We start from the raw sequence: 15181 nt of genomic DNA, 5'->3' as shown, positions 1-15181 counted from the left end.
ACACGGCCGCCACGCTGCGCGGCCTTGCATACTCCCCCTGTTATCCGGTCTTCGCCACGCCCTGCTCAAGAGACGCGGCCATATCATCATTGCGCTCGCGCGCGAGCACTGGCGCCAGCGCACGACCCGTGTGACTCGCCTTCACCTGCACGAGCCCTTCCGGATGCGTCGCCGCGACGATCGTGCCGCCGCCCACGCCGCCTTCCGGCCCAAGATCGATGATCCAGTCGGCTTCGGCGATCACGTCGAGATCGTGTTCGATCACCACCACGCTATGGCCCGCATCGACGAGCCGGTGCAGCACGCGAATCAGCTTCGCGACGTCGGCCATATGCAGGCCGACCGTCGGTTCATCGAGCACGTACAGCGTATGCGGCGCCTTCTGCCCGCGACGTGTGATGTCGTCGCGCACCTTGCTCAGTTCGGTGACGAGCTTGATGCGCTGCGCCTCCCCACCAGAGAGCGTGGGTGAAGGCTGGCCGAGCGTGAGATAACCGAGCCCGACGTCCTTCATCAGCTGCAACGGATGCGCGATGTTCGACAGCGGCGCGAAGAACTCGACGGCTTCGTCGATCTCCATGGTCAGCACGTCGCCGATGTTCTTGCCGCGCCACGTCACCGCGAGCGTCTCGGGATTGAAGCGCTGGCCGTGACAGACATCGCACAGCACCTTCACATCCGGCAGGAAGCTCATGCCGATCGTGCGCACGCCCTGGCCTTCGCACGCCGGGCAACGGCCGTCACCCGTGTTGAACGAGAAGCGTGAAGCCGTATAGCCGCGCGCCCGCGCCTCAAGCGTATCGGCGAAAAGACGCCGGATCGCGTCCCACACGCCGATGTACGTCGCAGGACACGAGCGCGGCGTCTTGCCGATCGGCGTCTGGTCGACTTCGAGCACGCGGTCGATCGTTTCCCAGCCGGTCATCGATTCGCAACCCTGCCACGCGTGGGTCACGTTCAGCGCCGGCCGCGGCGCGCTGCGTGCAAGCACGCTGGAACGCGATTGCTTCGCGGGCGCGTCGGCCTGCGCGACCTTGCGCGCACGTTTCGTAGCCGGCGACGACAGCACCGAGCGGCCCACCGCGTCGAGCATGTTCGCCATCAGCACGTCACGCGCGAGCGTCGATTTGCCGGAGCCGCTCACGCCCGTCACGGCGACGAGCCGCGCGAGCGGAATGCCGACCGTCACGTCCTGCAAGTTGTGCAGCTTGCCGCCGTGTACCGTCAGCCAGTTCTCCGGCACCGCCGCTGCGCTTTTGCGGGCGGGCGAAACGGGACGGCGCGGCTGCAACGGATGCGTGATCGGATTCGCGAGGAACTGCCCGGTCAGCGACCCGGCCTGCGCCGCGAGGTCCTTCACGCTGCCCTGCGCGACGAGATTGCCGCCGCGCTTGCCCGCGCCCGGACCGATGTCGATGATGTGATCGGCGCGCCGGATCGTGTCTTCGTCGTGTTCGACGACGACCAGCGTATTACCCTTCTCGCCGAGCTTGCGCAATGCGTTCAGCAGGATCTGGTTGTCGCGCGGATGCAGGCCGATGGTCGGTTCATCCAGCACGTAACAGACGCCCTGCAGGTTGCTGCCGAGTTGCGCCGCGAGGCGGATGCGTTGCGCCTCGCCGCCCGACAGGCTCGGCGCCGCACGATCGAGGCTCAGATAGCCAAGCCCGACTTCTTCGAGAAACTGCAACCGGCTGCCGATCTCGCTGACGACATCGCGTGCGATGCCCGCATCGCGTCCGGTGAGTTCGAGCGAATCGACCCACTGGCGCGTCTGCGACACCGTCCACCGCGCGACGTCGACAATGGGTTGCCCGTCGAACGTCACCGCGCGCGCGACCGGGTTCAGCCGCGTGCCGCTGCAGTCCGGGCACGGTTCGTCGCCCACGCCTTCCGGTTCCTGCTCTTCCGAAGGCAGGCTCTGCTCGCGACCGCGATTGTCGTCGACGATCACGGTGTCGTCGTACGCGGCGCGCTGTTCGCGCGTGAGCGCGAGGCCCGTGCCGACGCAGGTCGTGCACCAGCCGTGCTTGCTGTTGTACGAGAACATCCGCGGATCGAGTTCCGGATAGCTCGTGCCGCACACCGGACACGCGCGCTTCACCGACAGCACCTTCACTTCGCCGACATGCCCCGTCTCACCCTTGCCGTTCATCGCGGCGTGCAGGCCGTCGAGCGGCGCGAGCAGATGGATCACGCCCTTGCCGGCTTCGAGCGTGTCGTCGAGCGCGCGGCGCAGCTGCGCCTCGTGATCCGCCGAGACGACGAGATCCGCCACCGGCAGTTCGATCGTGTGTTCGCGGAAACGGTCGAGCTTCGGCCACGGATCGACCGGCACGAATTCGCCGTCGACACGCAGATGCGTATTGCCGCGCGCCTTCGCCCATTTCGCGAGATCGGTGTAGACGCCCTTGCGGTTCACGACGAGCGGCGCGAGCAGCCCGACGTGCTGGCCCCTGTGATCGCGCAGCAGCTGCGCGGCGATCGATTCGACGCTCTGCGCGGTAACCGGCGTGCCGTCGTGGATGCAATGCTGCAGCCCAAGCTTGACGTAGAGCAGCCGCAGGAAGTGCCACACCTCGGAAGTCGTCGCGACCGTGCTCTTGCGCCCGCCGCGCGACAGACGCTGCTCGATCGCGACCGTCGGCGGAATGCCGTAGACCGCATCGACTTCCGGCCGACCGGCCGGCTGCACGATCGAACGCGCATACGCGTTCAGCGATTCCAGATAACGACGCTGGCCTTCGTGGAAAAGAATGTCGAACGCGAGCGTCGACTTGCCCGAACCGGACACGCCCGTCACGACGTTGAACTTGCCATGCGGAATATCGACGTCGAGCGACTTCAGATTGTGCTCGCGCGCGTTCACGATCCGCACGACGTCCTCGCCTTCCACCGCACGACGCGCGCGCGCCGCCGTCAGCGCCGTTTGCAGCGGCACGCCCTGCGAAGCCGGCGCGACTTCCACGCCCATCGATTCGTCGTATTGCAGCAGCGCCCGGCCGGTATGCGATTCCTCGCACTCTTTCACTTCGTCCGGCGTGCCGGCGCACAGCACGCGCCCGCCGCCGTCACCGCCTTCCGGACCGAGGTCGATGATCCAGTCGGCCGCGCGGATCACGTCCAGGTTGTGTTCGATCACGATCAGCGAATGCCCGCCCGCGAGCAGCTTGCCGAATGCCTGCATCAGTTTCGCGATGTCGTCGAAATGCAGGCCCGTAGTCGGCTCGTCGAACATGAAGAGCTTGCCCGCGGCGGCGGCCTGTTTCGCGCCGCGCGGCGTCTTCGCCTGCGCCGTTTCCGCGAGAAAGCCCGCGAGCTTCAGACGCTGCGCCTCGCCGCCCGAGAGCGTCGGCACCGGTTGGCCGAGCTTCACGTATTCGAGCCCGACATCGACGATAGGCTGCAACACACGCAGCACTTCGGCATCGGCGGCGAAGTATCCGGTGGCCTCATGCACTGTCAGTTCCAGCACGTCCGCGACGGAGAGCGCGCGCGACGGGTTGCCGCGTTCAATCTTCACTTCGAGCACTTCGGCGCGATAGCGGCGTCCGTCGCAATCCGGGCAACGCAGATAGACGTCGCTCAGGAACTGCATCTCGATGTGTTCGAAGCCGGAGCCGCCGCAGGTCGGGCAGCGCCCGTCGCCGGAGTTGAAGCTGAATGTGCCGGCCGTGTAGCCGCGTTGCGCCGCGAGCGGCGCCTTCGCGAACAGCTTGCGGATTTCGTCGAACGCGCCGACGTAGCTCGCCGGGTTCGAGCGCGCCGTCTTGCCGATCGGCGACTGGTCGACGAACACGACATCGCTCACGCGGTCCGCGCCTTCGAGACTGCGAAACGCGCCCGGCGAATCCGTCGCCTTGCCGAAGTGCCGCGCCATCGCGGGATGCAGCACGTCCTGCAACAGCGTCGACTTGCCCGAACCGGACACGCCCGTCACGCAGACGAGACGTTGCAGCGGAATCCCGACCGTCACATCGCGCAGATTATGTTCGCGCGCACCCTCCAGCACGATGCGCGGCGTGCCGGCCTCGACCGGACGGCGCGACCAGCGCGACGCATCCGCCACATGCCGGCGCCCGCTGAGGTACTCGCCCGTAAGCGTGCCCGCCGTGCGGATGTTGTCGGGCGTGCCATCGTAGATGATCGTGCCGCCGCGCTCGCCGGGGCCGGGGCCCATGTCGATCAGACGATCCGCGGCGAGCATTACCGAAGGGTCGTGCTCGACGACGACGAGCGTATTGCCCGCATCGCGCAGCCGGTGCATGGCCTCGACGATGCGGTTCAGGTCGCGCGGATGCAGCCCGATGCTCGGCTCGTCGAGCACGAAGAGCGTCTTGGTAAGCGACGTGCCGAGCGCGGTGGTCAGGTTGATCCGCTGCACTTCGCCGCCCGAGAGCGTGCGGCTCTGGCGATCCAGCGTCAGATAACCGAGACCCACGTCGCACAGATATTTGAGGCGCGTGCGCACTTCGGCCAGCAGGAGTTTCAGCGCGTCGTCGAGCAGGACGCCCGGCAGCGTGATGTCGTCGAAAAAACGCCGGATGCGCTCGATCGGCAACAGCATCAGATCGTGGACGGTCAGGCCCGGCAGCGCTTCGAGCTGCGCGCGCGACCAGTCGACGCCGCGCGGCAGGAAGCGGTTCGCGGCGTCGAGCACGGCGTCCGCGTTGGGCTTCGTGCCGAGGCGCCACAGCAGGGATTCCGTCTTGAGGCGCGCGCCGCCGCAGGTTTCGCACGGCGTGTAGCTGCGGTATTTCGACAGCAGCACGCGGATGTGCATCTTGTACGCTTTCGATTCGAGGTACGCGAAGAAGCGCTTCACGCCGTACCACTGGCTCTGCCATTTGCCGTCCCAGTCGGGCGAGCCGTCGATCACCCAGTCGCGCTCTGCCTGCGACAGCGACGACCACGCCGTATCGCGCGGAATATCCGCCTTCGCGGCGTAGCGCATCAGGTCGTCCTGGCATTCCTTCCACGCCGGCGTCTGCATCGGCTTGATCGCGCCGCCGCGCAGCGTCTTGCGCCCGTCGGGAATCACGAGGCCCAGATCGACGCCGATCACCCGGCCAAAACCGCGACACGTTTCGCACGCGCCATACGCCGAGTTGAACGAGAACAGCGCCGGCTGCGGATCGGCGTAACGCAGATCGCTATCCGGGTTGTGCAGCCCGGTCGAGAAGCGCCAGATCCGCGGCTCGGCGCTGTCTTCCGGCACCTGCGGCAGCACGTACACGTTCACGCGCCCGGCGCCGCGTTTGAGCGACGCCTCGATGGCTTCCAGCGCCCGCACCTTCTCCGTCTGGTGCAGGCGGAAACGGTCGGCGACGACATCCAGCACCTTGCGTGCGCCCGTGGGCGACACCACATCGCGCTGCGCCTGCACGCGCGTGTAGCCGCTTGCCGAGAGCCACTGCTCGACTTCGGCCTGCGTCGCGGTTTCCGGCAGTTCCACCGGAAACGTGACCGCGAGCCGCGGATCGGTGCCCGCCGTGCGCGCCATCAGATCGGCGTAGACGGTTTCCGGCGTGTCGTGCCGCACCGGCTGTGCCGTCACGCGGTCGAAGAGTTCGGCGCCGCGCGCGTACAGCAGCTTCAGATGGTCGTTGAGTTCGGTCATCGTGCCGACCGTCGAGCGCGAGCTGCGCACCGGATTGGTCTGGTCGATCGCGATGGCGGGCGGCACGCCGTCGACCCGGTCCACCTGCGGGCGGTCCATGCGGTCGAGGAACTGCCGTGCGTAGGCGCTGAACGTCTCGACGTAGCGCCGCTGGCCTTCCGCATACAACGTATCGAACACGAGGCTCGACTTGCCCGAACCGGATGGTCCGGTCACGACGGTCATTTCGCCGGTGTGCAGGTCGAGGTCGAGGTTCTTGAGATTGTGCTGACGTGCGCCGCGGATGCGGATCGTTCCACGGTTCGTACCATTAGATGACAATTTATCTGTCCGTCTGAATGAGTTTAGCCAGTGCCGCGGCCTGCCTGCGCCGCCGCGAATGGAAGTGCGCCCAGCCACGCGACGCTCCTGGCGAGGCGGGCTTCGATTGCACACTATACTGTATATTTATACAGGTTCCAACGTGCTGGCCACGGCTGCCCGCGTTTTTCGCGGGCCGGGAAATCCTGTCCCTCAAGCCGGCTGGCGCCGGTTCGAGCCGCCTGTCAAACCGTTCAGAACGGGGCCGGCCACACGTCGACTTCGCAGGATAGCGCGCGACGGCGGCCTTTGCCTGGCACCCCGCGCGGCTCAGACTTCCTTCGAGTCCATGACCAGCAGTTCCGCGCCGGCCTGCGCGAAGTTGCCGAGATCGCCGGCCGCGGCCTTGCCTTCCGGCGTGCCGAGTCCCTGCATCAACGCCTCGCTCGATGCGAAGTGCAGCACGGCGATCAGGTAATACGGCGACTCGCCGCCCAGCAGCTTGACCGGCCCGGTGCTGATTTCGTATTTCTGCAGCCCGGGAATCTTCTTCGCGAGGGGCACGTGGGTCGATTCGTAATGCGCGTCGAACGCCGCCTTGTCGGCCGGATTTTTGTAAAGCACGACGAGTTTTGCCATGATCCTGTCTCCGTTGGGTACGTTGAAGGTACTTTCTTCAAGGGTCCGTTAGAACCATTTGCCACAGCCGCGACGTTACGCCGTTTTTGCGTCAATACCGCGTGACGTCACTGCTTTTCCAGTTGCAGATACAGCCGTTGCACGTTCGCCGGCTGCGCGGTCGGGTAAAGCCGGTATTGCCTGAAATCCGGCGTCTGGACGGTGCGCATCGCTTCGCTCAGTCCGGCGCCCGACGCGTACGCGCGGCGCACGCCCGCATCCAGTTCGCGCAGATAGGCGCCCGTCGGGGCGATGCCGCCGGGCGCCACGGGCGGCCCGAAGCCCGGCACCACGATATGCACATCGAGCGAGCCGATTTTCCGCAGCGCGGCGAGCCAGCCCGGAATGCTCTCGTTGCGCAGTTCGGGAATGCGCCCGACGCTCACCAGTCCGCCGGCGAACAGCACGCCCGTCGCCGTGTCGAGCACGGCGAGGTCTCCCGGCGTGGCGGCCGGGCCGAAATACAGCAGCTGGAGTGCGCGACCGCCGGAATCGAGCGTCGTCGTGCTGTCGACGGTATGGTCGGGCACCGTCACGCGCGAACCCGCCATTTCATCTTCGCCGAGCGTGCGCCGCAGGTTCTTCAGGCAGATCCAGCAACGGTCGCGAATCAGTTCGGCCGCGCGCCGGTGCGCGAGGATCGGGATATCGCGATCGCGAAACGCCGCGGCGCCGAACACGAATTCCGGCGCCTGATGCGTGATGATCACGCGCTCGACCGGCAACGGCGTAATCGCGCGGATCGCCTCGATCATCGCGCGGCCATAGCGGTACGACGAACCGGTGTCGATCACCGTCACACCACGCTTGCCGACGATAAAACCGTTGTTCGCGACGACCCCGCGATTCGCCGGCGCGACGGCTTCGCCATTGCCTTCCATCACATAGACGCCCTGCGCGACCTGAACCGGCACCGGCACGGTCAACGGATGCGGCGGCTGAACGGGCGCTCTATCCGTTGTGGCATCCGCGTGCGCGACCCGCATGGCTACGCACGCCGCGAAAGCGGCCACCCACGCGCGACGCAGGAACTGGTCCGTCCCCTTCAAGGCGTCGCCGACGACGTTTGCTGCGCGGCCGGATGCGGACCGATCGCGACCTGGCTGTCGAACTGCCGGTTCTTCGTATCCTCGATGTGCGCTTTCAGCACGCCGCCATCATGCGGCACGAAGTAGAAGCGGAAGTTCGGATTCTCGCTGATCGAAAAATTCACGTTCGCGGTCATCACGGGTTTGTCCGCGTACGTCACCGCCACCTTGCGCACGAAATACGCCGACGCATACAGGCGCGTCACCTGGTCCATCGCCATGCCGGTACGGTTCGGATGGCGCACCATCAGCTGCACGAGTTGCGGCTTGCCGGGCGTCGACGGTCCTTGCGGCTGCAGGCGCACCTGCCCCGCGTTCGCTTCGGCGGCGGCGTCGTCCTTGCCGGCCGGCGCCGAGCATCCACCGGAAGCCTTGATGAAGCGCACCGCGCTATACAGATGGCCGTCGTTCGTCTCGGCGATCACGCGCATATACGTGTAATCCTCGACACGGACCCGCGTTTCCAGACTCGCGAGCCCCGACTCCGGCGTGAATTCGAACCAGCCGACATACGGCTCCGGATTTTCGTCGATGAACATGTACAGCTTTTTGATGTAGCGCGACGGCGTCTGCGGAAACTGCGCGGTGATCGAAACCGGCACGACCGCCGCATCGGCGGCGCGCGCGGGTGCGTCGAAGCGGATCACGCTGTCGCCATGCGCATCGATCGGGCGATCCTTGAACGTGCCTTCCCTGAAATCGAGCCAGCGCGCGCTTTTGTCCGGATCGTCGCCGGGCTGCGCGGCGAACGACGGATGGCCGGCAAGCGCGGCCAGTGTCGTCAGTCCGGCCAGCGCCATCAGCAAACCGTGCAGCGTGGTTCGCATTGTCGTGCTCATGATGTTCCCCTTCCTCGATCTACTGCTCCCACTCCAGCTCGGCGTACGCGGCGCTCACATTGCGCTGATGATAGATGTCGAAAAGCCGCCACCTGTCGCGCTGATCGAGTCCGATCGTATCGATCGCCTGCTGCATCGTCACACCTTGCCTGATGGCTGCACGCACATCCCGGACCAGCCCGGCGAGATACGCCTCTTCCGCATCGAGCGCGGGGCGCCACGGCGTGTCGATCGGGCCGTGGCCGGGCACCACGCGACGCGGATTCATCTGACGGATCGTCGCGATATCGTCGAGCCAGCCCAGCACGCTGCCGTCGATCACCGGAATGCACTGCACGAACAGCAGATCGGCGAGCCACAGCGTGCCGCTCCTTTCATCGTAGACCGTCACGTCGTTGTTCGTATGCGCTGTTTTCCATGTGCGCAGTTTCAGCACGCGATTGCCGATATCGAGCGTCAGATCGCCGCTGAACGGCAACGTCGGCGGCACGATCGTGCTGCCTTCGGCGAGCGTGCCCAGTTCGCGATGCAGCACGCGCAGATAGCTTTCCGCGTGCGACATTTCCGCTTCGCCGAGCGTCGCGCTGCCGACAAACTGCGGATGATCGTGCTCGAACGCGGCATTGCCGAAAATATGGTCCGGATGCATGTGCGTGTTGATCACGTAGCAGACCGGCAGCGGCGTGACCGCGCGAATCGCGGCGCGCAACGCGCGGCCTTCCTGCGCGGTTCCACCGGTATCGATAACCGCCACGCAGCGCGTGCCGACGATAAAGCCGATATTCGCGATGTCGCCCCGGTTCGCGCGCGTCGCGACATCGTCCTGCCCGCGATGCACGTAAAGACCAGGCGCGATTTCCCGCACTTTCAGCGCACTCGCCGACTGCGCCGCGGACATCATCAACATCAACGCGAAACCTGACAGCGCCACGAGAATCACACGCCGCAGCGCAGTGCTCATTTTGTCTGGCCTGGCCCGGCGGGCGCCGCGCCTTCGAGTATCCGCGCAGCGGCCCGCTTCGGCGGCCTGAACGCGAACTGCGCGTATTCGTTCTCGAGAAACGGCTCGGCGTGTTCGAGCAGGAACCGGCGAAACGCGAGGCAGGTCGGCGACAACTGCTTCGAGCGCGAATGCACGAGTTGCCACGTCCGCTCGATCGGCGTGCCGTTCACGTCGAGCAGCGCGATCTCGCCCGTGCGCAGTTCGAGCCCGAGCGTATGCAGCGAAATCAGGCTCACGCCCATTCCCGCCATGACGGCCTGCTTGATGGTCTCGTTGCTGCCGAGCGTGACGGTGCGCGCGGGCTGGAACAGATGCTGACGAAACGTGTGCTCCACCACGGCGCGTGTGCCCGAACCCGGCTCGCGCAGCAGGAACGTATCGCCTGCCAGCTCCTGCAGATCGAAACTCCGCGCGTCGCGCAGCGGATGCGAGAGCGGCGCGGCGATCACATGCGGGTGATACGCCATCGGCTCGGCGGTCGTGCCGAGTTCAGGCGGCGGGCGGCCCATGATCGCGAGATCGGTCGCGTTGTCCTGCAGGAGGCGCAACAGCGTTTCCCGGTTGCCCACCGAAAAGCGCACGTCCACTTTCGGATACTGCTGCGAATAGAGCGCGAGCAGCTTGGGCGCGAAATAGGTCGCCGAACTCACGATGCTCACCGCAATCGAGCCGCTGTCGGCCTGCGTGAGCGAAGTCATCGCGTCTTCCGCATCCTTGATCTCGCCGATGATGCGGCTCGCGTGATGCGAGAAACGCTCACCCGCCTCCGTCAACGAAAGCTTGCGCGCGACGCGCTCGAAGAGCGGCAGGCCCACCACGTCCTCGAGCTGGCGGATCTGCATCGACACCGCGGGTTGCGTCAGATGCAGTTCCTCCGCCGCGCGCGCAAAGCTCGGGTAGCGGCTCGCCACCACGAAAATCTGCAACTGCCGCAGCGTCAGTGAGCGGATGAAGTTCACGTTCAGCGACTCGCACGCGGCGCCTGCGGTGTCCTGACCGGCGCCGGCTCGCCGGGTTTGGCCGGCGGTGGTGCCAGGCTGCGCAACGCGCCGGTGAAACTCAGCGATTCGGTCTGGAGCGGATGCGCGAAATCGTTGTTCGCGCCCGGCACCTCCGTATGGATCGACATGACTCGCCCCGGCACGGTATCGTCGGCGATGATGAACGTATAGCGCTTGCCGGTGTATTGCGCGAAGCGCGCCGCGTTAGGATCGCCGAGGTACGGCTGGATCACGATCTTGCGCGCCTTGACGGACTTGCCGCCCACCTCCATCACCACGGGCGTGATGGGCGGTCCGGCCGCCAGCGCGAGACGCACGCGGCGCTGGAAATAACGGCGCTGCCCGCCGGTGAGCTGCTCCATCTCCGCAACGTCGTGCTCGAGAAAATAAAGGATCACGGGGTTGCACGGCAGCCCTTCGGAGGAAACGTCGACGTTGCCGCTGCGATCGGTGATATGCGCATCGCTCTTCGCGTTGGCGGGGCTCGTCACCAGCACGCGGACGGTGTCGTTGATCTTCGCCGGCGGGCCGGAAAGAATGAACGCGTAGTCGAGTTCCGTCAGCGCTTCGACGCCGCTCATATGCGTCGTCATGAAGAGCAGTTTCTCCGCGGGCGTGATGTCGCCACCGGCTGTCGTGTCCGCGGCGAACGCCGCGCTGCCTGGCAGCATGAGCGCAAAAGCAATCGCGACGGCGGACACAAACGCAAACGCGCAGCAACCCGCACTGCGCGTCGCATACCCCATCCGGCACTTCATTGCGAAGCGGTCGGCGCGCTCGCGACCGGCAGTATCGGCACCTGGAAGCTCGTGAGAATCTTGTCGATCTTGTTCTGGTTCGCACCGATCCACTGATCGACCTTGGTATTCCACGTTTTCTCGCCGTAGCGCGTGCCCATCGAGATCTCATAGTCGAAGCGGATGCCGGGTGTCGGCGGGAACGGCACGAGTTTCACCTTGTCGCCCTCGCGCTTCGCGAAGTAGCCCGCGATCGGCCCCCACAGGAACACCACGTCGACGTTGCCCGCGACCAGATCGTGTTCGATCATCTCGCCCGGAAACGCAGCAGGATCGCCGCTTTGCGCCTGATACGACACAGCCTGGTCAATCAGGTTGTTGCCGAGCAGCCAGTCGACGGCCGGCGTCTGCGAGAAAATGCCCAGACGCAGCTTGCTTAATGTCCCGGGCGGCAGCTTCAGCAGATCGCTGGGTGTATTGATGCTCGCCAGTTCCGGGCGGTTCGAGAACACCATCGCGTACGTGGAATGCAGATACGGACGCGTTGTCGCCGTCATGTCGTAGCCTTTCGGCACGCCGATGACCAGATCGCACCTGAAGTTTTCCGTATCGGGCACCTTGTCGCGCAACGTGTGCCGCACAAAGCCCATTCGCTGCGGAAAATACGTGTATTCGAGCTTGTAGCCGAAATCGCTCGCCATCTGCGCGGCGATATGGTTTTCGTAGCCTTCACCCTTGTTGTTCGACAGGGGCATGTTGTTTGGGTCCGCGCAGACGCGCAGCACGCCGTCGTTGCCATCGTTGTTCGGCAAGGGCGGATCGGCGTACGCGGCATGCGCCGCCAGTCCTGCACAGCACAACGTGGCGACGCGCGCGAGCGCGAGCGGGCCCTGCTTGCGATCAGCCATCGATACCTCCGGGAGAACGGGACGAGCGGCTCACGAGGCACGACACAACACTCACATACGTTGTATCGCCTGTTATATCGCGCACTGCTTCATGTATTGCTTCATTTGGCATCGATGGCCTGCAGATCGCCGGGGTTGATCTTGCCGTCGGAACGGCCCTTCAGATACGCATACAGATTTTCCCAGTTCTTCTGCATCATCGTGCTGGTGCTGAAATCCGGCATGCCTTTATCCACGCGTCCGCCAAATACGGTGCGATGGAATTCGGTCTTGTCGAGCGTCTTGAATGCGTCGATCAGCGAGGGGCCGACGAGGCCTTCCTGCTTCGCGCCGTGACACCGTTCGCACGCGAGCGCGCGCCACGTTCTCCATCCCTGCAAGGTATCGGCATCGACCTTGTTGCCGTCGACGACCTTGTAAGCCACCGGTTTCATCGCCCCGCCGCTGGTCTGGGCAAAGGATGCGGGCATCACGACGAGTGTCATCGCGAGCGGCAGGAAAAATCGGCCTTTCATGCGTTCGTCTCCATCGGTTTATGGGTTTCGCGCGCATGCCTCTGTGCGGCACGCGTCGCGAAACGAAATTACTCCGGCCAGCAGCATATATGTCGTGCCGCTACCGCTGACGCCGCCGCGCAACCCTGAACCGTTGCGCGGCGGGCGTCGTTCCTCACTTCATCGTCCAGGCATACGATCAGCCGTTGCCGCCTGGAATGGCGAACACGAAGAGCGTGCCGCCGAGTGCCGTGTACTTCGCCAGTTCGCGATAGCCGCCGACCGCGCCGAGACCTTCCGTCGATTTCTGGAGGCCCGCGGCCATGCCGATACCCGCCCAGCCGCCGATGCCCGAATAGACGCCGACGAACTGCTTGCCCTGGTACTCGTACGTAAACACGTTGCCGATGATCCCGGACGGCGTCTTGAACTTCCACAGTTCCTTGCCATCCTTGATGCGCACGGCCTTGATATAGCCTTCAAGCGTGCCGTAGAACGCTATGCCGCCAGCCGTCACGAGCGGGCCCGACCACACCGAGAACTTCTCCGGCTTCGACCAGACAATCTTGCCCTTCGCCGCATCCCACGCGATGAAATTGCCCATCGCGCCGTTCTCGTTCGGACCCGGATACATCGACAGCGTCGCGCCCACGAACGGCTGACCGGACACGTAGTCGACATCGAACGGCTCGTAATCCATGCAGACGTGGTTGGTCGGCACGAGGAACAGCTTCGACGCGGGGTCGAAGGCCGCCGGCTGCTGGTCTTTCGAACCGAGCGCGGCCGGGCAGATGCCCTTGACGTTGTGATCCGGACCGGCTTTCTGCGTCGAGTAGGCCGCGTCGCGCACCGGCAGGCCCGATTTCACATCGACGCTGCTGGCCCAGTTCACCGCCGGGTCGAACTTGTTGGCAACCAGCAGCTGGCCGGTCACACGATTCAATGTGTAACCAAAGCCGTTACGGTCGAAGTGGACGAGTGCCGGGGTCGTCTTGCCGCCGATCGGCAGGTCGACGAGGATCATTTCGTTGACGCCGTCATAGTCCCATTCGTCGTGCGGGGTCATCTGGTAGACCCACTTCGCCATGCCGGTGTTCAGGTCACGCGCGAAGATCGACATCGACCACTTGTTGTCACCGGGACGTTGCGACGGGTTCCATGTACCCGGATTGCCGGTGCCGTAGTAGACAAGGTTGAGCTTTGGATCCCATGCGTACCAGCCCCACGTGGTGCCGCCGCCCAGCTTCCACTGGTCGCCCTTCCAGCTCTTGAGCGACGAATCCGCGCCGACCGGCGTCATCTTGCCGTCCGACCACGTCATCGTCTTGTCGGGATCGATCAACATTTCCGAGTCAGGGCCCGTGCTGTAGGCCTTCCAGACCTCCTTGCCGGTCTTGATGTCATACGCGATCAGACGGCCGCGCACACCGAACTCGCCGCCCGAGATGCCGGTGATCACCTTGTCGCCGAATACGTGCGGCGCGTTGGTGTTGGTTTCACCCGCTTTCGGATTGCCGTTCTGCGCGGTCCAGATCACATCGCCCGTCTTCGCGTCCAGCGCGACGAGTTTCGTATCGGCCTGCTGGAGGAAGATCTTGCCGTCGCCGTAAGCGAGGCCGCGATTGACCGTGTCGCAGCACATCACCGAAATCACCTGCGTGTCCTGCTTCGGCTCGTATTGCCAGATGAACGTCTGATCCTTCAGGTTGATCGCGATGACCTTGTTAGGAAACGGCGAGTGGATATACATCGTGTCGCCGATGACGAGCGGTGAGCCTTCATGACCGCGCAGGACGCCAGTGGACATCGTCCACGCAACCTGCAGCTTGCCCACATTGCTTTCGTTGATCTGCTTGAGTGGACTGTAGCGGTGATTCGAGTAATCGCCCGCCTGTGCCGCCCAGTTCGATGGGTTCTTGATCAGCGTGTCGAGCTGCGGATCGGCCTGTGCAACAAATGAATTCAGGGCCGTCGCCGCTACCACCGCCAGTCCGAGAACCAGGGTGCGTACGTTCATGTCTCCTCCAGATTGATGAAGCCGTCCGATTCGTCAATGACCGCGCTACCGTGTCGCACCGAGTGCGCCTGGCTCGGATACGGGTAACGACCGTGCTTCGCCTGATTCGTCGCCAGGTTCTTGCTTCCGGAGAGCGTTTGCATATTCCATGCCGGAACAGGGCTAACGCGCCTGGCACGCGCGTTTCGCCGCGAAGTGACACAGCCGCCCGCCGCTGGCGACACACGATCATTCGGATTGCGACACATACTGTGTCAAATACGCGATTTGTCATGCGTGCTGATTCGCTCGCAAGCACATGCTGTCATGCGGCGACGCAGCATGACCGATCGCCGGCACCTGCCTGTCCCCTATGCAGCCTCACGCAAGGCCGGTGCAGCGGCATGTTTCACGCATCGACCGGGGCGAGCGAAAACACGGCTGCCGGCGGCGGTCGCCCCCGGACCACAGGCGCCCTGCGTGGAGCCCGTTAAGATTAAACCAGCCGCAAACACCG

The 15181-nt window shown here is 64.8% G+C and carries 11 protein-coding genes; all 11 read right to left on the bottom strand.

Translation table 11 applies throughout. From position 1 onward, the window contains the following. Positions 1 to 40 precede the first annotated feature (40 nt). The gene (gene uvrA / locus LPA37_RS00055) at positions 41 to 5941 is read right to left on the bottom strand and encodes an excinuclease ABC subunit UvrA (RefSeq protein ID WP_229010954.1); all 5901 of its coding nucleotides are present in this window, start codon (positions 5939 to 5941) and stop codon (positions 41 to 43) included. 309 nt (positions 5942 to 6250) lie between these two features. Then, positions 6251 to 6559 carry an EthD family reductase gene (locus LPA37_RS00050; RefSeq protein WP_228975955.1) on the bottom strand — a complete coding sequence of 103 codons (309 nt, stop codon included), beginning with the start codon at positions 6557 to 6559 and terminating at the stop codon, positions 6251 to 6253. Between the two features lie 107 nt (positions 6560 to 6666). Next, entirely contained in the window at positions 6667 to 7647 is a 981-nt protein-coding gene (locus tag LPA37_RS00045; RefSeq protein WP_228975958.1) for an MBL fold metallo-hydrolase, read from the bottom strand. Further along, positions 7644 to 8525 (bottom strand): quinoprotein dehydrogenase-associated SoxYZ-like carrier, encoded by an 882-nt coding sequence (locus tag LPA37_RS00040; RefSeq protein WP_228975960.1) that lies wholly within the window; start codon positions 8523 to 8525, stop codon positions 7644 to 7646. Before LPA37_RS00040 ends, LPA37_RS00045 begins: the two co-directional genes overlap by 4 nt. A 19-nt stretch (positions 8526 to 8544) precedes the next feature. Beyond that, positions 8545 to 9486 (bottom strand): quinoprotein relay system zinc metallohydrolase 2, encoded by a 942-nt coding sequence (locus tag LPA37_RS00035; protein WP_228975962.1) that lies wholly within the window; start codon positions 9484 to 9486, stop codon positions 8545 to 8547. After that, positions 9483 to 10487: a LysR family transcriptional regulator gene (locus LPA37_RS00030; RefSeq protein ID WP_229010953.1), complete on the bottom strand. Its 1005-nt coding sequence runs from the start codon at positions 10485 to 10487 to the stop codon at positions 9483 to 9485. The genes LPA37_RS00035 and LPA37_RS00030 overlap by 4 nt, the downstream gene beginning before the upstream one ends. Before the next feature lie 2 nt (positions 10488 to 10489). Further along, a complete protein-coding gene (locus tag LPA37_RS00025; RefSeq protein ID WP_407672461.1) occupies positions 10490 to 11275 on the bottom strand; it encodes a hypothetical protein in 786 nt (261 codons plus the stop codon). An 8-nt stretch (positions 11276 to 11283) separates the two neighbouring features. Next, positions 11284 to 12174, bottom strand: coding sequence for a quinoprotein dehydrogenase-associated putative ABC transporter substrate-binding protein (locus LPA37_RS00020; RefSeq protein WP_228975966.1), 891 nt, complete (start codon positions 12172 to 12174; stop codon positions 11284 to 11286). 101 nt (positions 12175 to 12275) lie between these two features. Next, on the bottom strand, positions 12276 to 12689 hold the full coding sequence (locus LPA37_RS00015) for a c-type cytochrome (RefSeq protein WP_228975969.1): 414 nt from the start codon (positions 12687 to 12689) through the stop codon (positions 12276 to 12278). Between the two features lie 178 nt (positions 12690 to 12867). After that, positions 12868 to 14685, bottom strand: coding sequence for a methanol/ethanol family PQQ-dependent dehydrogenase (locus tag LPA37_RS00010; RefSeq protein ID WP_228975971.1), 1818 nt, complete (start codon positions 14683 to 14685; stop codon positions 12868 to 12870). Then, positions 14682 to 14828: a hypothetical protein gene (locus LPA37_RS00005; protein WP_228975973.1), complete on the bottom strand. Its 147-nt coding sequence runs from the start codon at positions 14826 to 14828 to the stop codon at positions 14682 to 14684. The genes LPA37_RS00010 and LPA37_RS00005 overlap by 4 nt, the downstream gene beginning before the upstream one ends. Between the last annotated feature and the right edge of the window lie 353 nt (positions 14829 to 15181).

It is taken from the genome of Paraburkholderia gardini, assembly GCF_907164545.1.
GTDB classification, from domain to species: domain Bacteria; phylum Pseudomonadota; class Gammaproteobacteria; order Burkholderiales; family Burkholderiaceae; genus Paraburkholderia; species Paraburkholderia gardini.
Note: the sequence above shows the minus strand (reverse complement) of the source record. Positions and strands in the feature narration are given on the sequence as shown.